At 48.3% G+C, this 25895-nt stretch carries 21 protein-coding genes and 1 riboswitch; of the genes, 15 read left to right on the top strand and 6 right to left on the bottom strand.

Features of this window, described 5'->3' with window-relative positions:
* Positions 1-510: 510 nt before the first annotated feature.
* The 3 genes from MKY54_RS25795 to MKY54_RS25785 form a co-directional block, all read right to left on the bottom strand.
* Positions 511-630, bottom strand: coding sequence for a YjcZ family sporulation protein (locus MKY54_RS25795; RefSeq protein WP_212592220.1), 120 nt, complete (start codon positions 628-630; stop codon positions 511-513).
* A gap of 150 nt (positions 631-780) precedes the next feature.
* On the bottom strand, positions 781-2082 hold the full coding sequence (locus MKY54_RS25790) for an aminotransferase class I/II-fold pyridoxal phosphate-dependent enzyme (protein ID WP_036679816.1): 1302 nt from the start codon (positions 2080-2082) through the stop codon (positions 781-783).
* A gap of 111 nt (positions 2083-2193) precedes the next feature.
* Positions 2194-2811, bottom strand: a complete 618-nt coding sequence (locus MKY54_RS25785; RefSeq protein ID WP_339188393.1) for a pyridoxamine 5'-phosphate oxidase family protein — start codon at positions 2809-2811, stop codon at positions 2194-2196.
* Between the two features lie 143 nt (positions 2812-2954).
* Here MKY54_RS25785 and MKY54_RS25780 point away from each other — a divergent pair, with 143 nt between their 5' ends.
* The 3 genes from MKY54_RS25780 (at position 2955) to gpmA (ending at position 7085) form a co-directional block, all read left to right on the top strand.
* A complete protein-coding gene (locus MKY54_RS25780) occupies positions 2955-4460 on the top strand; it encodes a PLP-dependent aminotransferase family protein (RefSeq protein WP_339188390.1) in 1506 nt (501 codons plus the stop codon).
* Between the two features lie 316 nt (positions 4461-4776).
* Entirely contained in the window at positions 4777-5562 is a 786-nt protein-coding gene (locus MKY54_RS25775) for an AraC family transcriptional regulator (RefSeq protein ID WP_036679782.1), read from the top strand.
* Between the two features lie 779 nt (positions 5563-6341).
* A complete protein-coding gene (gene gpmA, locus MKY54_RS25770) occupies positions 6342-7085 on the top strand; it encodes a 2,3-diphosphoglycerate-dependent phosphoglycerate mutase (RefSeq protein WP_076141983.1) in 744 nt (247 codons plus the stop codon).
* A 1743-nt stretch (positions 7086-8828) separates the two neighbouring features.
* On the opposite strand, the gene asd is transcribed toward gpmA, so the two are convergent.
* Together asd and MKY54_RS25760 are read right to left on the bottom strand one after the other, a co-directional pair.
* Positions 8829-9620, bottom strand: coding sequence for an archaetidylserine decarboxylase (asd, locus tag MKY54_RS25765; protein ID WP_076130450.1), 792 nt, complete (start codon positions 9618-9620; stop codon positions 8829-8831).
* An 86-nt stretch (positions 9621-9706) separates the two neighbouring features.
* Complete coding sequence (locus tag MKY54_RS25760) at positions 9707-10801, bottom strand: YheC/YheD family protein (protein WP_076219591.1); 1095 nt, start codon at positions 10799-10801, stop codon at positions 9707-9709.
* Between the two features lie 217 nt (positions 10802-11018).
* On the opposite strand from MKY54_RS25760, the gene MKY54_RS25755 reads away from it, so the two are divergent.
* From MKY54_RS25755 to MKY54_RS25730, 6 genes are all read left to right on the top strand, one after another.
* Positions 11019-15707 carry a WIAG-tail domain gene (locus MKY54_RS25755; RefSeq protein WP_339188387.1) on the top strand — a complete coding sequence of 1563 codons (4689 nt, stop codon included), beginning with the start codon at positions 11019-11021 and terminating at the stop codon, positions 15705-15707.
* Positions 15704-15919 (top strand): hypothetical protein, encoded by a 216-nt coding sequence (locus MKY54_RS25750; protein WP_139330224.1) that lies wholly within the window; start codon positions 15704-15706, stop codon positions 15917-15919. The genes MKY54_RS25755 and MKY54_RS25750 overlap by 4 nt, the downstream gene beginning before the upstream one ends.
* Before the next feature lie 549 nt (positions 15920-16468).
* Positions 16469-17311, top strand: coding sequence for a glycosyltransferase (locus tag MKY54_RS25745; RefSeq protein ID WP_256717266.1), 843 nt, complete (start codon positions 16469-16471; stop codon positions 17309-17311).
* Entirely contained in the window at positions 17308-18228 is a 921-nt protein-coding gene (locus MKY54_RS25740) for a glycosyltransferase (protein WP_111505479.1), read from the top strand. Before MKY54_RS25745 ends, MKY54_RS25740 begins: the two co-directional genes overlap by 4 nt.
* On the top strand, positions 18225-18962 hold the full coding sequence (locus MKY54_RS25735) for a glycosyltransferase family 2 protein (protein WP_076142551.1): 738 nt from the start codon (positions 18225-18227) through the stop codon (positions 18960-18962). The genes MKY54_RS25740 and MKY54_RS25735 overlap by 4 nt, the downstream gene beginning before the upstream one ends.
* 47 nt (positions 18963-19009) lie before the next feature.
* A complete protein-coding gene (locus MKY54_RS25730) occupies positions 19010-19741 on the top strand; it encodes a sugar phosphate nucleotidyltransferase (RefSeq protein WP_076130445.1) in 732 nt (243 codons plus the stop codon).
* A 65-nt stretch (positions 19742-19806) separates the two neighbouring features.
* Here the strand turns inward: MKY54_RS25730 and MKY54_RS25725 are convergent, their stop codons facing one another.
* A complete protein-coding gene (locus tag MKY54_RS25725; protein WP_076278183.1) occupies positions 19807-20322 on the bottom strand; it encodes a GNAT family N-acetyltransferase in 516 nt (171 codons plus the stop codon).
* Between the two features lie 195 nt (positions 20323-20517).
* Here MKY54_RS25725 and MKY54_RS25720 point away from each other — a divergent pair, with 195 nt between their 5' ends.
* The 6 genes from MKY54_RS25720 to MKY54_RS25695 all read left to right on the top strand — a co-directional run bounded on the left by MKY54_RS25720 (position 20518) and on the right by MKY54_RS25695 (position 25833).
* Complete coding sequence (locus tag MKY54_RS25720; protein ID WP_036679726.1) at positions 20518-20805, top strand: hypothetical protein; 288 nt, start codon at positions 20518-20520, stop codon at positions 20803-20805.
* Positions 20806-20829: 24 nt separating this feature from the next.
* A complete protein-coding gene (locus MKY54_RS25715; RefSeq protein WP_036679724.1) occupies positions 20830-21174 on the top strand; it encodes a hypothetical protein in 345 nt (114 codons plus the stop codon).
* Entirely contained in the window at positions 21171-21473 is a 303-nt protein-coding gene (locus tag MKY54_RS25710) for a hypothetical protein (protein ID WP_051491084.1), read from the top strand. Before MKY54_RS25715 ends, MKY54_RS25710 begins: the two co-directional genes overlap by 4 nt.
* Positions 21474-21477: 4 nt before the next feature.
* Entirely contained in the window at positions 21478-21894 is a 417-nt protein-coding gene (locus MKY54_RS25705; protein ID WP_076130443.1) for a hypothetical protein, read from the top strand.
* A 142-nt stretch (positions 21895-22036) separates the two neighbouring features.
* On the top strand, positions 22037-22567 hold the full coding sequence (locus MKY54_RS25700) for a GNAT family N-acetyltransferase (RefSeq protein ID WP_076179672.1): 531 nt from the start codon (positions 22037-22039) through the stop codon (positions 22565-22567).
* 1759 nt (positions 22568-24326) lie between these two features.
* Positions 24327-24425, top strand: a riboswitch (purine riboswitch).
* A 70-nt stretch (positions 24426-24495) separates the two neighbouring features.
* Positions 24496-25833 (top strand): 5'-deoxyadenosine deaminase, encoded by a 1338-nt coding sequence (locus MKY54_RS25695; RefSeq protein WP_339188379.1) that lies wholly within the window; start codon positions 24496-24498, stop codon positions 25831-25833.
* Positions 25834-25895 lie beyond the last annotated feature (62 nt).

The raw sequence follows: 25895 nt of genomic DNA, 5'->3' as shown, positions 1-25895 counted from the left end.
TTTAAGCTTTTGGGCTGTCGCAGCCGTAGATTTTCTACGTTTGCGACAGCCTTTTTTAGGTGTGGTTGTTGGATCTACATTAAGCCCGCACCTCCGCCGCCGATCATAATTATCCCCTGAGGCTTACGGACCCAGTTGACGTTATTTGCAAATCTACAACCTTTATCGGGGAAGTTCGGACACCAGTGGCGTTATTCCCTATGAAGAGGTTCATATTTGGGGTTTGGCATGCCAATAACGGCTTTGGGGTCCGTAAGGAAACCAAATATGGGATTATACTGCCTTTAGGGTTTGCGGTGTCCGATAGCTGCTTTTGTGCGGGCAAATGTGATCTGAGGTAACAAAGGTTGGTGCGGTTGGTGCTAAGAACAAGGTGGAATTTTTAAAAAAAGACGCAGACGTCACAGCAGCCATTATCATGACCTACTGGACACCCACGTCTATTGTGAAAAAAAAGGGATTGAAAATAGGAAAGAGCTTAAAGCTCTCTCCCGAGACTGTCATTAATGGTTAGACAAAAAGTGAACGGCTGATGATAACCAGCAAGATAAAGAGAACCAGGATGGCGCCAGTGCTAGTGAATGGGCCACCTCCACAACATCCATATCCGCCTCTAACTTCTTCGCTCATGTTCATTCCCCTTTCGGTGTGTGTGTTGTACTTGAGTACATCGTATTGTATGTGCGGAGAGTGGGGCGTGTATAGGCCAATGTCGGATTCGTGTACAAAAAAAATCAGCTCCGTGAAAACGGAGCTGATTGTAAGCTATATAAAGTTCAGTTAGGCTTTTTCTAAATCGCGAACACCTGCGTATACAAGATCGAAAAGATCTTCGAGCTGTTCCTCTTCGATACATGAGAAAGCAATACGTAGGTCAGTTTCACCCAAAGCAATAGTGCCTAGTCCGTAATTATGAATCAGGTGAAGCCGGAGATCTTCAGCCGCAACTGTGTGCAGCTTCAGACACATAAAGTAACCGGAGTTAAAAGGATAATACGTCCACACATCCTCGCCGTATTTGCCGCTATCCAGCAGTGCTTTTACTTTATTCGCACGGCCTTTCATGATCTGGAACTTCTCTTCCTTCTGTGCTTCGAATTCCGGAGATTTCAAGGCGTCTAGTACGAAGGTCTGCGAAGGATGCGCACCGCTGGAAATGGTGGCACGGATGATGCCTAGTGTTTTTTGCTCCAATGCTGCCAGCAGGTCTTTGTCCTCCGAGGCATAAGTGATGAAACCCACACGGAAGCCCCAGACAAATTCTTCTTTGGTCGCACCGTCAATCTTGATTGGAAGCACACGAGGATGCAGATGAGCCAGTTTGCCAAACAGCGATTCTTTAAGTGAATCCTCAAAGAATAACCCGAAGTATGCATCATCACTTACAACAACAACGTTGATGCCTTCCTCAGCCGCACGAAGGATAGCTGCAACGATCTCATCGCCTTCCTTAATCCCTGGAGTATATCCGGTAGGATTGTTAGGGAAGTTCAGCAGCACAATCGCTTTGCCGCGTTCTTTTTGAGCAAGCAGCGCGTCTTCCAGACCTGCACTGTTAAACGTCATTTCTTCTGTGAACAGCGGATAGTTAACGGTCTCCCCATGGCGGCGGATTCCGAAGGTTAATTCGTAGTTCTCCCAGTTCTTGTCCGGGTAGATAATCGCGTCACCTGGCTCTGCGAAGAGGTCAGCGACAATGCTAAGCCCGTGAGTCAGGGCATTGGTTACAACGGGATTGCTGATGGTTTTACCTTCTAGCGATGGATTTTCGCGCAGCATCTTTTCACGCCATACAGTACGCAGCTCTGGTTTACCTGCCGGAGGGGCGTAACTATAAAGATCCTTAGGACTGTAAGCGGAGAGTTTATCCTGAATGACGCCGAGGTGCATAGGTACGCCACCTTCAGTAGCAATACCGATGGTTGCGTTGTATTTCTTGGCGTGAGCTCCTGCTTCAGCGGATTGGCTCAGGATGCCCTCTTTTGGGAAGTAAATCTCTTTGCCAAGCGTAGAGAGCATATCATACACATGTTCATTTCCTGCTTTGATACTTTCGTTTAATTGTCCAGCTAGTGGATTCATCAGTTTCATCCTTCCAGGGTTCTTTGGGGATAACATACTGTTAACATTGCCTAACATTATATCACCGCCAATTGCAACCGTCACTTGGAAAGATACGATTTTTAAAAAATATCATTCGGCGTGGAAAGGGCAGTATTTTTTCATCATTTCTATCGTTTCTTCATCACGCGGATTATTTCTTTCAGACAGGCCGGAAATGATGCCGGAGCGCTCTTCTTCTTTTAGGTTTTGCCCAAACTTAAACTTCGCAGTGATCTCATCGGGGGTAATGCGCACAACGGCAACACCCTTTAGACGGGGACGATATTTAGGGTCCTCTGCATCGATGGAATCATAACCCCCCTCGGGCTGGAGCTTTTTCATAAATAAGGAGAGTACACTGGCTTTTTCACTAATGTCTTCAACAGGTTCGGCTGTGCCGTAGGCGGTCACACTTTTAAAATAGGCGGTTGCTGGGCAGGCCAGCTCGGGATCGCTAAAATAAGACGGGATAAGGGCATACTCATCCGCTACCGTAAAGCAGACCTTCTGCTGATTGCGGATCGACTTCATTTTGCCACCAGCATGACTGCCATGGAAATAGAAACAACCATCTGTATATACAAAATTCAGCGGTGTCACCCGCGGTTGCCCCTGTTCATCGCTTGTACCGAGAAAACCAAAACTCATTCCGTTAAGAAAAGAGACCAAATCTTCCTCCTGATCTACTTTAAATTCTTTTCTGCGCATAGGGATCACGTCCTCTTTCTTTTTAGTCTAGAGCGTCTGCTCCAATGTAAATGTTCTTTAAAGAATAGTAGAGTGGTTGACAATTAAAAAGGACCAATTAAGATAGTTTTTAATGGACCACTTGCTGGTCAAGGAGGATAACGATGAATATCACGCTGGCATACGATCAATATCTGGCGATACACCGCTACAAATATTTAGCGTTATATCACGCGCTCCGCGCAGGAATATTGGAAGGAACATTTCCGGGAGGCACTCCGCTGCCGTCTACACGAAGTCTTGCTAAGCACTATGAGCTGTCGCGCGGATCGGTCTCGCAGGTGTATGAAATGTTGCTCGCTGATGGTTATGTAAGGACTGAAACGGGGCGGGGGACATTCGTATCGGAAGATAGCTTTGCTTCAGCTGCCAGTCGCAGTGACGGTGAGAACCGGGCTTTGGGTGAAGACGCAGATGCTGCTGGAGGAGATTGTGCAAGCGAGACTACGATTCCAATCTCGGCATGGGGAAAGCGGCTGCTTGCGCGCCCGATACCCTTCTATGGAAAGAGTAACAAGAAAGTAGTGAGCTTCCAGAGTAGTGGTATGCGGATGGAACATTTTCCTTACTCCGAATGGCGTAGTGCGCTCTCTTATGCCGGAGGGAAGGAAGGTGGATTGCTGCAAAGCACTTGTCCACCTCAAGGCGATGAAGGACTTCGGAAAGCTATCGCTGCACATCTGCGGATTACCCGCGGGATTCGCGCGGATGCAGAGCATATCGTATTGTTCAGCGGCTCGATGCAAGGCATCGTTATTTTGACGCAGCTGCTGCTGGATGCAGAAGGCTCAGCGGTCGTTGAGAACCCGGGCTTTCACGGGATTCGCCGAGCCGTAGAGATCACCGGAGGCCGATTGCTGGCAGGGGAGCTGGATGGCAACGGTCTTATTCCGGAGGATTGGGATGCCCGGCTGTTGTTTGTTACGCCGAGCCGTCAATTTCCTACGGGTGTGGTACTGCCTTTGGAACGACGCCGAACCTTGTTGGAATGGGCGCAGCGGCATCATGCAGTAATCATTGAAGATGATTATGACAGTGAGTTCCGTTGGGCTGGGCGTCCTATCGAGCCCTTAAAAGCACTGGATCGTGAAGAGCGGGTCGTATATGTGGGCTCCTTTTCAAACACGATGTTTTCAGGCCTGCGGCTCGGCTTTGCAGTGCTTCCGCCCCCTTTAGTAAAGCCGACTATCGCCGCCAAGGCACTATATGAGCCCTTGCCGGTAGGGCTGCTGGAGCAGCGAGCCTTGGCGCGGTTCATGAATACAGGCGGCTATGGCCGTCATCTGCGCCGGATGACACGCATCTATGGTGAACGCGGACGCATCCTCAGGACGCTGCTGTCGGAACGGCTTAAGGAGCTCTTCGAGCTGCTGCCTGGTGATGCGGGCTTGCATGTATATGCCCGCTGGCTGCGCAGCAGCGAAGAGTTTGTTGCTTTCCGAGCGGCAGCGCTTAGGCGCGGCACGGATTTTAGAGATGCCGCGTTATATCAGCTATCACCGGGAGCGCCGGCCGCTTGTTTTTCTTTTGCCCATCTGAATGCCGCGGAGCTGGAGGAAGGGATAACAAGCCTGCATCTGGCGTGGGAAGATGTACAAAATGCAACATGACAAGGTATGATAAAGAAGATGAAATGCAAAACTAACCGAATGCTTAAGAATTTTGACGAAGAAACTCGGAGTAGATTAAGCTAAACAAAACTATATAGACACTGCGAAGTCAGAAAGAGCAGATTTGCTAACAAAACAAAGCGGATGCTTACGAGGTGGGTTTTGCTAACAAAACAAAGCGAATGCTTACGAAGCAAGTTTTGCGAAGAGGTTTAAAGTAGGTTTGCTCACAAAACAAAGTGAAATGCTTACGAAGCAAGTTTTGCGAAGAAGTTTAAAGTAGGTTATGCTAACAAAACTTTTAGGAGGGAACGTTATGCTGCATGCATCGCCGTCCTCTTTTGTTATTTTGCCGGCTCTGGCTAAGATTGTATGCGAGCCGGGCTGGAAATGGCAAAAAAGAGAGAAGTCGCTGCAAAATTATGATTTATTTTATGTATGGAGCGGGGAAGGGACGGTTGTGCGTAACGATGAACCCTTTCAAGTAGGCAAGGGAAGCTGCTTCCTTTTTCGTCCGGGTGACCATACAAGTGCTACACATAATCCGCAAAAGCCACTTGTACTTACATATATTCATTTTGATGTCTCCGAAGAGGTGACGGATATTCCGCTGCCCTATCGTGAGCTTACAGAAACCGTTGAATTTGAACATCTGCTTGCTCGGTACGTTCGACTATTTCTGGTGGATACTTACGCCGCTGAGGAAGAAGGGCAGCTTGTACTGAAGCAGCTGATGATTCATCTGCTGAGGGAGGACCGTGTGAAGCCAGTAGAACGTTATGTTAGCAACCATTTGACAGAAATCATTCACGAAATAGCGAACTATGTGAGCCAGCATCCGGGGATTGCACATCGTGTAGAGGATCTTGCTGCTCGTGCGGGGCTTTCACCGCGGTATTTTTCAATTAAGTTCAAGGAGCTTACGGGTTCTTCTGTGCAGTCTTATGTCATCCGAGCCCGGATTGAGCGTGCTCAGCATTTACTGCTGTACGCGGGAATGAATGTTACTGAGGTAGCAGATGCGCTTGGGTATCGTGACATTTTCTTTTTCAGCCGCCAGTTCAAGCAATATACCGGAAAAAGTCCATCTGAGATCCGCTGATTCACTTTTTTTGTTTCAGTTTGTTCAACCAAGGGTAAATACTTTGCAGTTTAGTTTACAGAGAATTTACATAACTTCTTGGAAGGAGACTCTTGGCATGATCATCAGACGCAGAATTTGCAACACGGATTGTAAGAGTGGAGGCGGAGGTATTTTTAGAAACCGCTTAAAACGGTTAAAGCAGGCGAATGCTTTTGTCGTGGATAGCTGGTTCTAATTGAACAAGCAAGCATAGAATCGCATGATATGACTAAAAATATAAATAGCCGGGGCCGTGAGGCATCCGGTTTTTTTGTGTTGTTAGAAAATGATATATATAATGAACTTAAGTCGAAGATTAGAGTAACTGATGGGCATTTCATCGTGCCTCACGTTGTATTTTGTACAATAGATTGACTCTAATAGCAGTCGAATTTGAATTCTGAAGCACATCTTACATTCAAATTCAGGAGAAACAGCCTTTCTAGAGATTATCACGATAATCTATTGCACGAAGTACAATGTAATGTATCTTCAAGTGATAGTTAAGATTTTCTGTTGCACATTCTGCAATGAAGCGTACGCTCATTTACCGCAATATCCACACACCATTCACGCTCCATGCACGCCTCATTCACGTACCTTTGAGGATGTTTAATTGGCCTAACTATGAGGTAGCGGTAGATATTTATTTCTACGATTGGGTTATTACTAAGGTGAGAGCTTTCTGCGATACGTTTCGCATAATGTTGTTCGTCGGTAGAATATATAAGGTTCATAGTTGGAAGGAGAGAGAGAAAATGTACGAAATCGTACTTATACGTCATGGTGAGAGCCAGTACAATGTACAGAATTTGTTCACAGGCTGGAGTGACCCGGATTTAACTGAGAAGGGTATCCAAGAGGCAAAGACTGCTGGTAAGCTGTTGAAGGACGCTGGGTATACATTTGATCTGGCTTTTGCTTCGGTACTCAGACGCTCGATTAAAACTCTTAACTATGTACTGGATGAGATGGATTTGCTGTGGATTCCCGTGCAAAAGTCTTGGAAATTGAATGAGCGCCATTACGGGGCATTGCAGGGATTAAGTAAAAGCGAGACAGCACTAAAATATGGAGATGAGCAGCTGCATATCTGGCGGCGGAGTTTATCGGTGAGACCCCCGTTGCTGGAGCTTGATGATCCTAGATATGCCAGAAACGATATTCGCTACAGCAGTGTTCGTCCGGGAGATATCCCGCGTGGAGAGAGCCTGGAGGACACTGTACATCGTGTAGGCGATTTCTGGGGAAACCGGATCGTACCTCTTTTGCGTAAAAAAGAACGGGTGCTTATCTCAGCCCACGGCAATACGCTGCGTGCATTGATTAAATTTATGGAGGATATTGATGAAGCGGCATTACTGGAGCTCAATATCCCTACTGGAGTACCACTCGTGTACAAACTGGATGAGGACATGAATCCTATCAGTCGCTTTTATCTAGGCGATCCGGAACAGGTAGCGGCCAAGGCGCTTGATGTTGCTAAGCAGGGACATGTGTAATTGGCGTGTAATAAGCGTATAGGCGTACCAGGTGTATTGAGTATGACGGGTGTACAGTAATAAGCAAAACGGGGCGTAAAGGTTAAATAAGCGCAACAGGTGTAATAGGTTATATAAGCGTAACAGGCGTATTAGGTGTAATAAGCATATTAGGGCGTAGCAGGTTGAATAAGCATAACAGGTTTAATAGGTTAAATAGGCGCAACAGGTGTAATAGGTGGGTTACATGAAAAGATAAAAGGACAGCCTTGGGGCTGTCCTTTTTGTTATTAGTGTGTTTGTGACCAATTAAATGTGCGAAAATGGCGCGTTTAAGGTCAGTTGGGTCCGATGGCGTTGAATGCTAACCTTTCACCAACTTTCCGTTGATTCTCGACCAACGCTCGACCAGCCCTCCACTACCGCTCGACCAGCCCTCCACTACCGCTCGACCAGCCCTCCACTACCGCTCGACCAGCCCTCCACTAACGCTCGACTAGCCCTCCACTAACGCTCGACTAGTCCTTAACTAACGCTCGACTAGTCCTTAACTAACGCTCGACTAGTCCTTAACTAACGCTCGACTAGTCCTTAACTAACGCTCGACTAGTCCTTAACTAACGCTCGACTAGCCCTCCACTAACGCTCGACTAGCCCTCCACTAACGCTCGACTAACCCTCAACTTACTCTCGGCCAGCCCTTAACTAACTTTCGACCAACCTCCACCAACGCTCTGCAAATGCTTACGGACTCAGCAGCCGCTATTTGCCCATTTATCGCCATTTGAGCGGATTTTCGGACTCCAGCGCCGCTATTGCCTAAGATCTAGCGCAAATAGGGTGTTTTTCATGCCAATAGCTGCGGTGGAGTCCGATAGAATCGCAAATGTGTCAAAAATCCGCGTATAAGGTCAGCTGGGTCCGATAGCGGCGAGCGCACACCTTCCACCAGCTCTCGACCAGCCCTCAACCAGCCCTCAACCAGCCCTCCACTAACACTCGACTAGCCTACACTAACACTCGACCAACCTCCACCTACGCTCTGCAAATGCTTACGGACTCAGCAGCCGCTATTTGCTCATTTATCGCCATTTGGGCGGAGTTTCGGACTCCAGCGCCGCTATTGCCTAAGATCTCGCACAAATAGGGTGTTTTTCATGCCAATAGCTGCGGTGGAGTCCGATAGAATTGCAAATGTGTGAAAAAGCCGCGTATAAGGTCATCTGGGTCCGATAGCGCTGAGGCTAACCTTTCACCAACTTTCCGTTGATTCTCGACCAACGCTCGACCAGCCCTCCACTAACACTCGACCAGCCCTTAACTAACTTTCGACCAACCTCGACCAACGCTCTGCAAATGCTTACGGACTCAGCCGCCGCTATCTGCTCATTTATCGCCATTTGGGCGGAGTTTCGGACTCCAGCGCCGCTATTGCCTAAGATCTAGCGCAAATAGGGTGTTTTTCATGCCAATAGCTGCGGTGGAGTCCGATAGAATCGCAAATGTGTCAAAAATCCGCGTATAAGGTCAGCTGGGTCCGATAGCTAGCGATAGGTGTACGTTGGTTAGACGATATGTATACGTTGGCTAGCGATAGGTAGATGATAGCTGGACGATTGGTACACGATGGTTAGACGATAGCTAGAGCGTTCGCCTCCGCAACTGTGCTCCACACTAAGTCCCAAAAATTAGAGGGCACCCCAGCAGCCATTTCATGGCTTTTGAGGCACCCTCTAATTTTTTTTGAAATTCGCCTAAATCTCCCTACAAAGGTCGATGCAACGTTCCCAGTAGTTCGCCCATTTTTACCTTTGAGTTGACCTCAAGCTTGGGTCTCGGGGTAAAGGTACCGCTTTCCGTGAGCAGCACTACGGTGGAGCCAAACTCAAAATAAGCCAGATCATCGCCTATTTGCCACTCGGCAGCGGTATCATCCGTATAACGAATACTGCTGACGTTCATTGCGCCTACCTTTACTACCGCGGTTTCTCCGTGACTCCCGGCAATATACGTAATGAGACGTTCGTTGCGGTTCAGGACACCCTTCATATGTCGCATTCCGAAATCGTTGACAGGATAGGCCCGTCCGCGAATATAATCGCTCTCCACCTTTTGTCCAGTAAGGGGAGAGTGAATCCGGTGATAATCGGTAGGACTCAAATAAAGAACGAAGAAAAAACCCTTCTTGTACAGCTCCAGATGCGGGGAGTGATTAAGGAGATCCTCGATCTTATAATCCTGCCCTTTTACATTCATAATCGTACCGGCGTTAATGTCACCCATAGCAGTAATCGTTGCGTCTACGGGACTAACCAAAGCGTCAGCGTCGGTTGCAATAGGCCGCATGCCCGGCTTCAGCCGGCGGCTGAAAAACTCATTAAGAGTGAGATATTCTCCAGGATTTTTCTCCGCTTGAGCGGAGGGGATTTGATAAGTCTTAATAAATGCCGGGATAAGAAAACGGCTGATTCTACTATGAGAAAAAGATCCCATTAACCGTGAAAGCCACCGGTGTGAGGATAGCTCGGTCATCAGCCGTAGCAATTGTTTTACCATGCCCATCTCCCTTCCATAATGCAGCAGTACGGTTGTATACGGGTCGTCTCTGCTCTGCATTATATTGACATAGAATAGGAGACAAATCAATAACTGTTATATACCGTACTGTTCGTTTCTATTAAAAAACGCGCGTATCCCATAGGTCTGCGATAGCTGTCTTTCCAAATTTCCGTAAGGCCGGCTTTATGAAATCCGTAGCGTTGGTCACGACCGTTACACTCTATGAAGAAGAGTCGTCCGTCCTTAGTAATGCCTATATCCAGTCCGATATCGGCCAGTCCGGGAAGGTCTTGCTCCAGACACCGTGCGATTGCAAGGCTAAGTATTTCGACAGACATACGGATGTGGGCCGCTGTGGATCTTGAAAAGGCCTTTTCGAGCGCGAGGGAGGAGCTTAACGCTTCTCCTCCGCGGGCTATATTGGAGACAAAGCCCCCTGGGGCAGCCAGTTTGGCGAAGAGCCCAGTGACCTGCCAATCTCCTCCCCAGCCGCGCTGAACGGTGACGCGTAGATCAAAGGGACGTCCTCCAATCTCAGCAAGGGGAATACGTTCTTGTACAAGATAAGGCACGGAGGTTAGGCGTGCGCGGAGCGCTTGTGGCAACGCCGCCTGATTGACGGGAATACTTCTCCAGCGCTGCATCGAAGGGGAGAGGTAGCTCAAGGTCCAACGCTGAGCTCCCTTGCGGACCAGCCGCATGACCCCATTCCCTATACTTCCCCGGCAAGGTTTAAGAATGAGATCGGGATAAAGATTCATCATTTCTTTTAGGCCTGAGACTCTCGTTGTTACGGGTAAATATTCGCGAAGCTCCGTATTTTTTTCAAGCAGCTGATGGATCTCATCTTTGCCGTATCGATTACATGTATTGAAAATCAGGGGATAGTGCTTCAGCAGACGCTGCATTCCAGGGCTGTTTTTGCTGTATATTGCCCGGTTATGGATAACAGCAGGCGTAGGAACAACTACGCTTTTATATCCATTAGCTCCCTTTATATAGGCGGCACTAAAGCCTGTGTCCGTATCGATGTCCGCGAGCTTCAGGAAGCAAGGGACTAAACCGTATGCCGCCGCGGCCTCTTCATAGTTGGATAGAGACTCCTGTCCTGTTTTTAGCCGGGGAACGCCCCGGTGCATATCGGCATTTAGTAATATTCCAACGAGCTTATGCCCCATGTTTGTTCCTCCTGTTTCATCGGTTACATGATCCCTGCTTTTTCTACTCTTGTCATAGTATGTTTGTACCCGCGTGTCAGGGTGGACGAATGCGCGAAGGCAGATGCCTTTTTTTATACATAATCTTATGAAGGCCTCATCGCAAAAGGGTGTCATAAGCCCATACCGCTGCATATGATGCCTAGGAGAAACATTAGATGGAAGGAGGAGACTGCTTGTGAGGGGTTCCAAAAAAAAGCAGCCGCGCAGTCCACAGAAACGACTCTATTTTGTAGATAATCCCAATAAAGAGGAACTGAGTATGCTGGATACCAAAAGCAGCTCTAGAAGCTCGGGGAATAACAGTGACGGAGTCAGTGAAGCAGAGATCGCGGAAGTTCAGGTAAGTGGGGGAGCAATAGCTGAAGTCGTTCTAGAGGAGCCAACTTCTGCTCCAGTTCTACAATTGGAGCCGGAGCTTATAGAGGAAGCGCAGCTTCAGAAACAGGCGGATAATCTTCCTGAAACCGTATGGTTCGCTCCTCCAGAGAAAGAACGTTATCAGCCCGTTTATACAGATGATCTTTCGGATGCAGCGGTGACCGGAGCCAAAATCGCTCCACGTACCATTGACGGTTCTAAGCTAAAGTTCGGCATTATTGGTACACCTTGGCTGCAAGATTACGCTGTACAGAGTATCAATATCGCGGACAAGGCAGTCACTTCTGCAAAAATCGCACCAGAATCGATAGTGGGCGAGCATTTAGCAGAAGGAAGCGTTAGTGGCGGTAAGCTGCTGGATCATTCGATCAGTGGAGAGAAGCTGAAAAATGGCAGTATTAGTCCAGAGAAGCTGGCTGATCGGATTATAGGCGGCGGTCAAATTGCAGATAAAGCTATTGAGAGCCGCCATTTAAGCGATTTGATTATTACTGCGGATTTACTGGAAGATGGAGCCGTTACTAGTGACAAAATAGGAAGCAGCAGCATCACAAGCCGCCACCTGGCAAACGGCAGTGTTGACCGTTCCAAGCTGGCCGATGCAGCGGTATCTGGCGATAAAATAGCTGATGGTGAAATCAGCAGCTCAAAGCTAGCGGATGCTGTCATTGAAGGCCGCCATCTTAGCGACGCTTTGATAACCGCCAGACATCTGGCCCCGGGAGCGATTGGTTCTGATCAGCTTGCCAGCAAATTGATCGGTAAGGAACAGCTGCAGTCGGGTATTATCGAAGGCGGGCATTTAGCTGATGGAGCTATAGGTTCTAAGCAACTTGGTGCAGATGTCGTAAGAAGCGTACATTTAAGCCCAGAAAGTGTGAATGGTAATCATATCGGTGATGGCGAAATATCAAGTCGGCATTTGGCTGACCGCAGCATCTCTTTTTTAAAGCTGGCTGAGGGTGCAGTAGGGACTGCGCAGCTAGTGGAGCAAGCGGTAACCTCGTCCAAAATTGCTGACCAAAGCATTCTCCCACATAAGCTGGCAGACGAAGCAGTGACCACAAGACATATTGCTAAATCCGCCATCCGCGGACCGCAAATTGCTATGCAAGCCATAACTTCTATTCATCTGGAACGCGAAGCAGTGAATCATTCGCATATAGCTGCGGAAGCGGTCGGCTCGGAGCAGCTCAAGGAAGAAGCTATTCAGACTCAACATTTATCTTCCGGTGCTGTGACTGGAGAACAGCTGGCTTCAGAATCTGTGGGTGGGGAGCATCTTCGTGCACAGAGCGTTACTTCAGCCAAGTTGGCAGATGGAAGTGTAAATGCAGCTAAGCTGGCAGCAGGTGCAGTGATTGGCAGCACGATTGCGCGTGAAGTAGTCAGTGGCGAACATATCGCTTTTTGTACAGTGGAGGAAAAACATCTGGCGGATGCCAGTGTGAGCGGCCGTGTATTGCAGGATGCTGTGGTAAATAAGGATCATTTGGCCACGGGAGCCGTGGAACGAAGACATCTTGGTGAAAATAGTGTGACTTCCGCTGCGATTCAATCGGGCTCAGTTTCAGGAGATAAGCTGGCTTCCGCTGCGGTGAGAGAAATTCACCTGGCAGCAGGAGCCGTGCAGCCTCATCATCTGGCCGATCATGCAGTAACCTCGTTGAAGCTTTCACCGGAAAGTGTCTCAACGGATAAAATCAGTGATTTAGCAGTCACTTCGGCTAAGCTTGCAGACGGCAGCATAGAATCCAGTAAACTGGCGGCGTCAGCAGTTCAAGCTGAGCATTTGTCGGTAAATGCTGTAAGTTCGAAAACCATAAGCGAAAGTGCTGTTCAAAGTAGACATTTGAATCCTGGCAGTGTCAGTGGGGCGCATATCCGGCCGTTGTCTATCGGGAATGGTCATATCCTTCCGAATTCTATTTCTGCAGTTCAAATCCAAGAGGGCAGTATTAATAGCTCTAAGCTGGTAAAAGGTGCCGTGGATTCTCAGCATCTTTCACCTGGTAGTGTAGACGGCAGCCATCTGTGTAACGATACGATTGAAGGCCGTCATATCCTACCGGGTGAGATCACGCTGGCTCATCTGGCGGAAGAGGTACGTAGCTCTGAATTGCTGCCAGACGGCTGCATAACTGGGGAGAAGCTGGCAGAAGGATCGGTAGATTCCAACCATCTCCTGCCTGGAAGTGTGAACGGAAGCCATTTGAACTCGGGTTCTGTAGAAGGTCGACATATCCTACCGGGTGAGGTCACGCTTGCTCATCTGGCTGCAGATGCATATACCTCCGACTTGCTGCCTGAAGGCAGTATTACCGGGAAGAAGCTGGCGGGAGCATCCGTAGATTCTATTCATTTAGTGTTTGGAAGTGTGGAAGGCGGACATCTAAGTTCAGGTTCCGTCGAAGGACGTCATATTGGAAAAGGTGAGATTACCTTAGCTCATCTTGCCGATGAAACCCGAAGCGCTGATCTGCTGCCAGACGGTAGCATTACTAGAGAGAAGCTGGCGGAAGAATCCGTAAGTTCTATACATCTAGTGCCTGGCAGTGTGGATGGCAGCCATTTAGGCCCAGACACAGTTGAAGGACGTCATATCCGATACGGTGAGATCACGCTGGCTCATTTGGCAAAAGAAACACGTAGCTCTAAATTGCTGCCAGACGGTAGTATTTCTGGAGTAAAGCTGGCACATGCTTCCGTAAATTCAAATCATCTAGTACCTGGCAGTGTGGAAGGCGTTCATCTAAGCTCAGGTTCTGTCGAAGGACGCCATATTGGAAAAGGTGAGATTACGTTAGCTCATCTGGCCGAAGAAACACGTAGCGCTGACTTGCTGCCAGACGGTAGCATCACTCGGGAGAAGTTGGCGGAAGAATCCGTAAATTCTAATCATCTGGTGCCTGGAAGCGTAGATGGCAGTCATTTGAGTCCGGACACAATAGAAGGACGTCATATCCGATATGGTGAGATCACGCTGGCTCATTTGGCCGAAGAAACACGCAGCTCCAATTTGCTGCCAGACGGTAGCATTACTGGGGAGAAACTGGCGGAAGCATCCATAAATTCAAATCACCTTGTACCTGAAAGCGTGGAGGGAACTCATCTGAGTCCGTCTGCAATAGAAGGACGCCATATTGGAAAAGGTGAGATCAAGCTAGCGCATCTGGCGGATGAGGTACGCAGCTCCGAACTGCTGCCAGACGGAAGCATTACTGGGGAGAAGCTGGCGGAAGCCTCCGTAGAAGCAATTCATCTAGTGCCTGGAAGTGTGGATAGAACTCATTTGAGTCCGTCTGCAGTAGAAGGTCTCCATATTGGAAAAGGTGAGATCAAGCTAGCACATCTAGCGGATGAGGTACGCAGCTCCGAGTTACTGCCGGATGGCAGCATTACCGGTAAAAAGTTGGAGGGTGGATCTATTACTGCCTACCATTTGGCTCCTGGCAGTGTCTATGGGGGACACTTAGGGGGGAATGCGGTAGATAGCCGCCATATCCGTGCTGGAAGCATTACTCTGAATCATTTGGCAGAAGAAGTGCGCAGCGCTGATTTATTGCCGGAAGGCAGTATTACAGGCGAGAAGATTGAAGTTGCGACGATTCAGTCTTTCCATTTAGCCCAAGGCAGCGTCTCTGGAGGTCATTTGGCCGGGGATGCGGTGGATGGCCGCCATATTCGATCGGACAGCATCACCCTGAAGCATTTGGCAGAAGAGGTACGCAGTGCGGATTTGTTGCCGGATGGCAGCATTACGGAAGAAAAACTCGCTGAAGGCTCCGTGAGTTCTTCACATTTACAACCATGGAGTGTTTACGGAGAGCATCTTGCTGACAAGATCGTGGCAGATCGGCATTTGCAGCCTGGCATCATCAAATTAGAGCATCTTGCGGATGAAACACGCAGCTCAGCCCTGCTCCCGGATGGCAGTATCAACGGAGCTAAGCTGAAGGAAGGCAGCATCGAGTCCGCTCATCTGACAGAAGGTGCAGTAGGGACAACAGAGCTTCAGGATGAAGCAGTAGTAGCATCCAAAATCTCTTCGTTTGCGATTCAAGCCCGCCATCTGGAAGAAGAAAGTGTTCAGGAATATCATATTTCCCCAGGTGCAGTAAACGGGACTCATCTGGCACCGAACTCTGTAAATACAGATCATCTGTCCTTCAGTCCGATTCAGACAGCTGGGAAGCGAGAAGCACTACAGCAGTTTGGAATGACAGCATTTATGTTCAATGGGGATGCAGAGAGTGTAGAGGTGACCGTATCGTTTGATGAGAGCTTTGGGCATACGGGTTATGTGCTTGTTGCCATGACCAATCAGCCTTACTTCTATGCTTCCTTAAAGAGCAGAGCCAATGGAGAAGCAGTGATTCAAGTGGTGCGGTTGCGCGAAACTCCGCATTTCTATGGGGTTATCTCTTGGATTGCTATAGGTGCTCCCTTAGCTAAACCGGCAGCAGATGATCGTGTATTTGATTGAACCTTAAGCAATTCCTCTTAAAAACAGCAGAGCAGCGAATCTCCTTATTGGAGATCGCTGCTCTGTTTTTTTGGTGGGGAACGGTACTTGTCAGCATCGCCGGGTTTAATCAATCGCTGTGGCTGCGGTTCTGTCCGATAGCCTGGTACTCTAAACATCTGCTACTACTTACGGACCCAAATGGCGTTATTTGCAGGTTTGTTGTCTTTTGAGGCTGGTTTCGGACTCTAGTGACGCTATTGTATAGAAATAGAGCCTTATTGGGTTCTTTTGATGCCAATAGCTGCTATGGAGTCCGTTAATAATCTAAAAGTGTGATAATGCGGCGAATAGGAGCAACTGTGTCCGATAGCGCCAAAGTATAATCATCCGCTGCAGATTCGGTTGTGTCCGATAGTGCAAAAGTATAATCATCCGTTATGGATTCGGTTGTGTCCGATAGCGCAAAAGTATAATCATCCGTTGTGGATTCGGTTGTGTCCGATAGCGCTAAAGTACAATTACCTGATGCGGATTCGGCTGTGTCCGATAGCGTCCTAACCTAATCCCCCTGCTGCGTTACTGCGTTCGTTACCGCCGCAGGTTGTGTCCGCGGCAGCTGGCTATGCGCAATGTATCTAAGCCGAAGTTTGGTGGGGAGTACATTTGTCCTGTTTTCAGAACGACAGGAGACAATTGCCGTTACCCTGTGCGTTGTAGTACATAAACTGTGATGTAACCCTCAGCCTGAAGAATTGGCTCTGTAAGGAAGGTGGATGAGCATGAAGCCCAAACGAACTTCTGCCCGCCGCACAGGGCGGCGGGTCTCTCGGATGAAGCGGCGGACTTCACGCCCAGTGCGGCAAGTCGCTGTAGTCCCTATAGTTAACCATCCTAATCCCTATGTTTCGGTTATTATTCCAGCCATGAATGAAGCTCAGACCATTGCGGGAGTGATATCTGGAGCCAGAGGGGTCCATCCGCGCTGCGAGGTAATTGTGGTCGTGAATGGATCCACTGATCAAACGGCAGGGATTGCACAATCGCTAGGTGCGCGTGTTATTTCCTATGAGTTGCCGCTTGGACACGACGCTGGCCGTAGTGTGGGAGCTGAGGCAGCCAAGGGAGAAATCCTATTGTTTACAGATGGAGATTTGGTGATACCTGCTTCGGGGCTGCGTCCTTACGTCACTGCTGTTAGTGGTGGAGTGGACATAGCGCTTAATGATTATTCCGGTCCGGTCCGGAAGCTGTCCCCCCATCCGGTGGTGCTGTCTAAACATGCACTGAATATTCTGCTTGGCCGTCCAGATCTGAAGGGATGTTCGATGACGGCAGTTCCGCACGCAATCAGCCGCAGAGCACTTGATATTCTAGGGTGCGATTCATTATCACGTCCTCCACTGGCGCATGCCCAGGCAATTCTTAGTGGACTGCAAGTGGTAGCCGCTCACAAAGTACCTGTAGGGAAGTTAAATGCGGTGAGACGCAAGGAAGACGGCATAGATCCATTGCAGCAGTTAATTACAGCGGATCATATGGAGGCTGTATCCCTCTTGCTGGAACATCGGGGGAACAGAGCGGGCTTTGGCGACGGAGCCCGGCGCAGAGAGATGGTGAGATGATGGTTGCAACTTTACGAGGCACAGCAGCTCGAACGGCAAAGAAACGCCCAATCCGTCACAGGTCAGCCAATCGCTCTGTAAAAGCCAACGCTGCTGCTCGCCCGCTTCTGTCTCGGCAATCGAAGGCAGGCAAGGAGACTCTGAAATTACCGAAGTTACGCGGGACTTTGTCAGTCATTATCTCCGCGCGTAATGAGGAGCAGACCTTGTCACGTCTGCTGCATCAGGTTGCACGGCTTGAACCTGCAGAAATTATCGTCGTACTTAATGGCTGCAGTGATAACTCTTTTCCTATTTCTAGACAACATCGTCAAGCCATTGTAGTACACTGCCCAGAGTCTGTCGGACATGATGTGGGCCGGGCTATCGGTGCAAAGCTGAGTCGCGGGGATATATTGCTTTTTCTGGATGGAGATATGGTCATTCCGGCCTCTCAGCTCGTTTCATTCACGGCGGCTGTAGATCGCGGAATTGATGTAGCTCTTAATGATTTAGACTCACTGATGCCTTCCTTTGGATTATGTGATGATGTCACCCGCAGCAAACTGTTTCTGAATTATGCTCTGGATAGGTACGATCTCGGGGTTAGCTCTATGACAGCTGTTCCTCATGCGCTTTCGCGGCATGCGCTTGAGACCATAGGCTACCGTGAATTAATGGTTCCACCTAAAGCCCAAGCTCGCTCTGTATTAGAAAAGTTACGGGTGGAGAAGGTAGGAACGGTAAATGTTATTAAACATAATCGGCTGCGCAAGGCAAATACAGGGGTTGGAAATGCTGTGGAAAAACTGATCATAGGAGATCATGCTGAGGCTCTACATGAGGTTCTTTCCCGGCGAAAAGCTGGCGGTCTGCTAAGTAGTGAAACACAGCGTGAGTACCGCAGACAGGTAGCCGCTTGGAGGAATCGGATATGACGCTGACGAGTATTATTATTCCAACCTACAATGCGCTGCCCTTGCTGCGGGCCTGTGTGGAATCTATTCGTGCCTACACTCCGCCGCCTTATGAGATTATCGTAGTGGACAATGCTTCAACGGACGGAACAGACACCTATTGCCGTGCGAATCATATAACGTTTATTTCATTGCCAGACAATCGCGGCTTTCCAACTGCATGCAATTTGGGGCTACAGCTAGCGTCAGGTGATGAAGTCCTGCTGCTGAATAACGATGTAGTGGTGTCTCAAGGATGGTTAACTAATCTGAAGAGGGCTCTATATAGTGCTCCTGATGTAGGTATTGTTGGACCAGTCACAAACTATGCCAGTGGACGTCAACAGGTGAAGACCGATTATGAAGGTCTGATAGGTTTTCATCAGGCTGCTGAGAGGGCGAACCTTCCAAATCCCCAGAAATGGCTGGAGACGAGACGGCTGGTAGGATTATGTTTTTTATTCAAAAGAGAGCTGCTAACTTCCGTAGGTCTACTGGATGAGAGATTCTCACCTGGACATTACGAAGATGATGATTATTGTTATCGCGCCAGGATAAAGGGATATCGGCTGCTTATCGCCGGGGATTGCTTGGTGCACCATGAAGGAAGTGCAAGTTTCAAGCAAGTTTACAATACCGGACTGCAAGAACTGGTGGAACGAAATCGCAAGATCTTTATAGATAAATGGAATGTAGATCCTATTAATTTTATATGAAGTGCAGATCCGAAGGCAAAGGACGTAGATAAAGAGGAGGAAAGTAAGTGAAAGGAGTCATACTGGCGGGCGGAACAGGATCTAGACTTCAACCGCTGACCCGGCTTATGAACAAACATTTGCTTCCGGTCGGCAAATATCCTATGGTCTGTTACGGCATAGACCGGCTTCGCCGGGGAGGAATTACCGACATTCTTCTGGTCATAAGCAAGCAGTCTGCTGGATTATACACGGATTTTTTAGGCAGCGGTGCTGCATTTGGTGTATCTCTGACCTATAAAATTCAGGAAGCTGCCGGAGGCATTGCCGAGGCGCTTGATTTAGCAGAAGGGTTCATTTTCCCAGGGGAACGATTTGTTGTATTGCTCGGGGATAATCTTTTTATGGATGATCTGAAGCCTTATGTGGAGAGTTATCTTCGTCAGCCGGCGGGCACTGCAAAGGTGTTGCTGAAGCCGGTGGAGGACGCGCGCAGATACGGTGTACCTGTGTTTGATAGTCAAGATGCGGCATGGATTGCTTATATCGAAGAAAAGCCTGAGCATCCGAAGACCAATTATTGTGTAACTGGTATTTATATGTACGATGAAGCTGTATTTGATATCATCCGGCGGGTATCGCCTTCCAAGAGGGGGGAGCTGGAGATTACCGATGTAAATAATATATACGCCGCTGATCGCAGACTTAGTTATGATGTGCTTAAGGATTGGTGGAGTGATGCGGGGACGTTCCAGTCTTTACACGAGGCGGGGGAAAAGTTAAAGGATGCACTGCCATAAGGCAGTGCTTTTTTTGTTGTAATCCTGCTATAGATAGCCGCAAGGGCTTTGAAATCACGCGTTACTCAGAGAGCTCGGGGGTTAGAAATCCTCCACCAGATTAAATCCTCAGTTTCTTTGTATCTCTCAGAGCCTAGACGCTCCAATACTTTGTGGGAGGCTGTATTATCTTTTTCAGTGTCAGCGATTACATAGACAGCTTGGGGATGGGAGAAGATCCATGCATTAATTGTGTGTAGTGCCTCTGTTGCATACCCTTTTCTTCTATATTTCTCATCAATCCCATACCCTAGAATAACCTCGCCTTTCTCATTCGGGTAACCTTTAAGGATAATGAATCCTATAATACATTGATCTTCCCGATGGATGATGGCCCAGTTCGTTAACCATAGGTAATGGTCGGGGTCCTGCTGCACCTTTTTTAGCCTGATCTGCATAGCATATTGCATTTCATCATCAAGCGCCGCACTGATGGCAGCTAAGCCTAATTGCTGCTGTAGCTCCGAATAGTTATCTATTGCTAGCGTGAGCTCTGGGGCAGTTAAAGGTATTAGATCGATACGCTTGCTTTCAAGCTTCATATATTCCCCACCAACCTTTGGTAAACTCAGGATTGTGCATTTCACATTTTAATCCTTTTAAATGTACTTAGCAATAACGTAATTTTTATGTCATTCCAGTCACGAATAGAGCCTTAACTTGTCGAGGATCCCGGCACCGTCCCGGCTCCTGCCGCATATGCTGTAGCAGGGCGTTTGAGCAAAGGAGACATGAAGGTGCAGAGTAAAATAACTAAAGTCCTGCAGCACATGGCCCATACGCACGAACAGATGGCGCGGATTCTAGACGCTGAGCGCCATGTGGCTGTCCGTATGTCGCAAATTGTCCACGATCTGCCAGATGCGGAGCCTGATTTTGATGGGATCAGCGGGATGATCGAAAGCTCAACTCAGGTAAACAAGAACATTATTGCTTACTTGAATGCACTTGCAGATCTGGAAGAAGCGATGGCTGATGGGGTAGGCAGAGTGATTAAGGAATTGAACGGTCAAGAAGAAGAGTAACGCTATAGGAGCAGGAGGCGGAAGATGAGCAGAGAAAAGGCTTATCTGCAAATGCTGGAGTCCACCGCCGCCATCCAGTGGAACGTTGCGTTGATTCTGGAAGCTAAGGCGGTTGAAGCTGAAAAGGTAAAGCAGTGGGCACAGCATCATATCCACGCTAGAGCCTTTGATTCCCACAGTGAGCAACTGAAGGAGTCCCTCTCTATACACGAGGTCATCGTGGAGATGGTCGAAGGGCTGACCAAACTGGAGAACGGACTCTACAGCAATTTAAAAGCAGTGCTGGGCAGTGGTGAAGACGATGGTGGCGGGGAAGGTTTTGGAGACATGTCAGGTGATGGCTTTAGTTTTGGAGAAGACAGCAAATGAGCGGGGACCGTCTCTCTGAACATGCCGTCAAGCTGGAGATGATTCGCTCCATTTCGCGCAGTCAGGCTGCTTTGGCGGCCATCTTGGAGAGCATCGCCGAATTGACGGAGCAATCTGAGTTGACGGCCCGCAAATTGAGCGACAATATCAGGATTTTAAGTGGGTATCAGAGTGCGATGTGCCGGATGATGTCCGGGATTTCACTACATCGTCCTAAACGGGGAATTCCTGCTGCGCCATGGCTGAGCAAGGCATACGCCGTAGGAACCTCCAGAGAACATGGAGCACAGGAGGAGTAGAAGCATGAAGAAAAAAAGCCGCAGAACGCTACGTTCAGGCAGAACCCGTAGACGCACATTGCTGCTCTCGCGGAAAGCAAAAGTTCGTAAAGGGCTAGCCCGTAAATCCCGCAGAGTTCTTGCCCGGAAAACTGCTCGTTATGGGAAGTCGAAAAAAGGCCTATTGCTACGCAAGAAAAGAAGACTTCGTCGTAAGCTTGTTCGTAAAGTAAGGGTTGCGCAGCCACCGGTGATTGTGGTACCCGTGAGCGAGGCTCCGCCTGCTCCACAGGTAATTCCGCTCCCCCCGGAGCTGGGCGTTTCGCCGGAAACGCCTCCGGCAGACGCCTTTCAACAGGGCTACACCGAAGCATACAACGTGGGGTTCGACGCCGGTTTCGCCAAGGGCTTCGAGGACGGGCATAAGCTGGAATTCAGCTAGGAGACACAGATGACAAGATCCGCTCCGTCCGTGAGCGGGTCTTGGGGTTTTCGTGCGGACTGGTTTGCTGCGCTGCCGATGTGATAAACTTCATAATGAAAGTGAAAATAATATGAGGTTAAGATGAAGGCAGGGATGATTCATGGGTACTGAGATTCGCAGAGCACGCAAAGATGAGATTGATGAAATTATGGAGCTGATTGCCAAATGCGTACAGGTGATGCAAGCAGGTGGCAGCGATCAGTGGGACGAGCATTATCCGAACCGGGAGATCATCTCCCTTGACATTGAACGTGGCAATCTATGGGTATGTGAGGAGAACAATGCGGTGGCCGGCATTCTAGTGTTGGACGAGCACCAATCCGAGCAGTATGGGAAGATTGACTGGACAGAAACGCAAGGGCCTCATTTAATTATGCATAGATTGGCTGTGCATCCCGAAGTTCAAGGGAAGGGAATTGCGCGCCGTCTTAGCACTTATGCAGAAGAATATGCTCGCCAGAATGGTTATTCCAGTATCCGTCTGGATACATATGCTAAGAACACTGGGGCACTCGCCCTATATCCCAAGTTAGGTTATGATCGCAGGGGTGAAGTAACTTTTCCGGGGCGCACCGCTAATTTTCCGGTGTTCGAGAAGGTTCTAGAAAAGCACGGAAATTCGGAAGCTTAACATAGCAAGAGAACCAGAGGATATCTCAGAGCCATCAAATGGCTGCTGGGATATCCTCTTTTTTCGTGAAAATAACACCTTTCTCTAAACAAAAACTTTGTTTGATTATGTAGCATTTGCGCTTACGAAAACCCTGCTCAAAAGGTGATGAATTTGCAAATAGTCATTGGAGTCCGAAACCATGCTCAAATGGCGATAAATGTGCAAATAGCGTCATTGGAGTCCGAAACCCTGCTCAAAAGGCGATAAGTGTGCAAATAGCGTCATCTGGGTCCGAAAGCATCAGTGGCAGAGTATGACTCGACACTATCGGACCCAGATGACCTTAAACGTGGAAGTTTCCCACATTTGGGATGCTATCGGACTCCAGCGCAGCTATTGGTATAAAACACACTACATATGGACCTGTTTCGAGGGAATAGCGTCACTGGAGTCCGAAATTTTGCTCAAAAGGCGATAAATGTGCAAATAGCGTCATCTGGGTCCATAAGCATCAGCGGCTGAGTATGACTCGACAGTAACGGACCCAGATGACCTTAAACGCGGAATTTTCCCACATTTGGGATGCTATCGGACTCCAGCGCAGCTATTGCTATAAAACACACTGCATATGGGCCTGTAACGAGGGAATAGCGTCACTGGAGTCCGAAACACTGCTCCAAAGGCGATAAATGTGCAAATAGCGTCAGCTGGGTCCGAAAGCATGGAGGATTATGACTCACCAGTGGTGTGGACGTAGCGAGAGCAGTAGAAGCAGAAGTAGATGTAGATGTAGATGTAGACGTAGCAGTGCAGAAATAAGAGTAGTGTAGGGGCAGTAGTAGAAACAGAAGTAGACGTAGCAGTGTAATAGTCGCAAGGGGAACATAGATGTGCAGAAGTAGAAGTAGAAGTAGTGTAGGGACAGTAGTAGCAGAAGCAGTAGAAGTAGCAGGGGAGTAGGCGCAGGGAGAAAGTAAAAGTGCAGAAGTAGGAGTAGAGTAGGAGCTGTAGTTGTAGTTGTTGTAGCAGTAGACGTAGCAGAAGCAGTAGATGTAGCAGTGTAATAGTCGCAAGGGGAACAAAGATGTGCAGAAGTAGAAGTAGTGTAGGGACAGTAGTAGCAGAAGCAGTAGACGTAGCAGTGTAATAGGCGCAAGGGGAACGTAGAAGTGCAGAAATAAGAGTAGTGTAGGGGCAGTAGTAGAAGCAGTATCAGTAGACGTAGCAGTGGAGTGGGCGCAAGGAGAATGTAGGAGTGCAGAAGCAGTGGAGTAGGCGTAGGGGAGAAATACAAGAAGCCGAAGCAGTGCAGAAGTAGCAGTTGAGTAGCAGTAGGGTCGGCATAGGTCAGTTAGATGAATAGAGCTAGACGTACACTTTCGGGCTCTGACTAGTCCACCGTACCGTGCTATATGCACAGCGGTTTAGCACAACGCGTTAGAGTAAGCAGAGATACTGTCCGAAATGGTCGACCTAATCGTGCGAAATGGCCGACTTAATCGAACGAAACGGTTGTCTCTTAAGCCATGAAATAGCTCTTGGATAGCTTATTTTTTATGTTTTCCTGACAGTAAATCTGACGCGAAGTACAGGGTATCGTGATCGAAATTTTCTTCAAACAGAATAATCGTGATCATAAATCGAATTATGTTATTTAACATAACATAAAATTCTAAATCACTTTTATGAAACAGTATTAATAAAACGAAATCGATTTTATATGTCATGTATATTGACGTATAACCTGTCTTTAGATTATTATTGGACTATTCAAATTACAAATGAATAGTCTTTTTTTCGTATATCCTTAATAATTGGTTTAAGGGTCTCTACCGGGAACCGTAAATTTCTGGCTACGAAAATATGCTCAGGCATATTTTTGTGGCCTTTTTGTGTTACAAGCGTGAAGTTGTGCTGGAATTAACTCAATGAGGGGGAGAAGGGCTATGGGGAATATTTTGATCAAAAATGCCGAAATCATTACGATGAACAAGCAAGAGGAAATAATACACGGGGATGTCCGGATTAAGGATGATCTCATTGTTGAAATCGGCACTGGCCTGATCCCGCAGGGCGACGAGCAGATCATTGATGCTACGAACCGTACATTAATTCCGGGTTTTATTCAGACTCATATTCATTTATGCCAGACGTTATTCCGTGGTAAAGGGGACGATCTGGAGCTGATGGATTGGCTGCGCAAACGAATCTGGCCATTAGAGGCCGCGCATGATGAAGAATCCCTTTATTATTCGGCTATGCTTGGCATCGGCGAACTGATCACCAGCGGCACGACGACGATTGTGGATATGGAGACTGTCCATCATACGGATTTTGCGTTTCAGGCTATAGCTAAAAGTGGAATCCGGGCCTTGTCCGGCAAGGTGATGATGGATCAAAAAGGGGGAGATGTGCCTGAGGCGCTGCAGGAGGATACCGCATCTTCTTTGCAGGAAAGTGTCGATCTACTGGAAAAATGGAATGGTTATGGAAACGGCCGGATTCAGTATGCATTTTCTCCACGTTTTGTGATTTCCTGTACAGAGCCTTTATTAACCGAGGTACGAGATCTGTCCGCAAGATACGATGTGAAGGTGCATACTCATGCGTCTGAGAATTTAGGGGAAATTGAGATTGTGCAGGCCATGACTGGCATGCGTAACATCGTCTATCTGGACCATCTAGGATTAGCCAATGAACGGCTTATACTGGCGCATTGCGTGTGGCTGGATGCTGAGGAGCGGCGGATTTTGCGGGATCGAGGGGTGCATGTAAGTCATTGCCCGGGTTCCAATCTGAAATTGGCCTCCGGAATTGCCGACACACCAGGGATGCTTCATGAGCATGTTTCTCTTAGTCTGGGAGCGGATGGCGCTCCATGCAATAACAATCTGGATATGTTTAATGAGATGCGATTGGCGGCGATTATTCAAAAGCCTCATCACGGACCCACAACCATGGATGCCCGCAGTGTATTCCGTATGGCTACTATTGGTGGGGCGAAGGCCGTAGGGATGGAGCATAAGATCGGGAGTATCGAGGTAGGCAAAAAAGCAGATCTAGTGCTCCTGAATCTCTACAATTTTCATACCTTCCCCTCTTACGACGTAGATCCCATCTCTAGAATTGTATATTCCGCTACGCGGGCAGATGTGGAGACAACGATAATCGACGGGGAGATCGTGATGGAAAGAGGTTTGCTAAAGACTGTGGATAAAGATATTGTACTAAATGAAGCTAACCGTTCTATTAAAAGATTACTCACGCATACCTCGATCGTTTGAGGGGAGAGGTCGATTCGGATTCGGATATCTTATCATTCGCAGGGGATCATCACTGGACCCCC

The sequence above is a fragment of the Paenibacillus sp. FSL P2-0121 genome (genome assembly GCF_037975345.1).
Lineage (GTDB): Bacteria > Bacillota > Bacilli > Paenibacillales > Paenibacillaceae > Paenibacillus_AQ > Paenibacillus_AQ odorifer.
The sequence above is the reverse complement of the archived record's forward strand: the minus strand, read 5'-3'. Positions and strand labels throughout refer to the sequence as shown.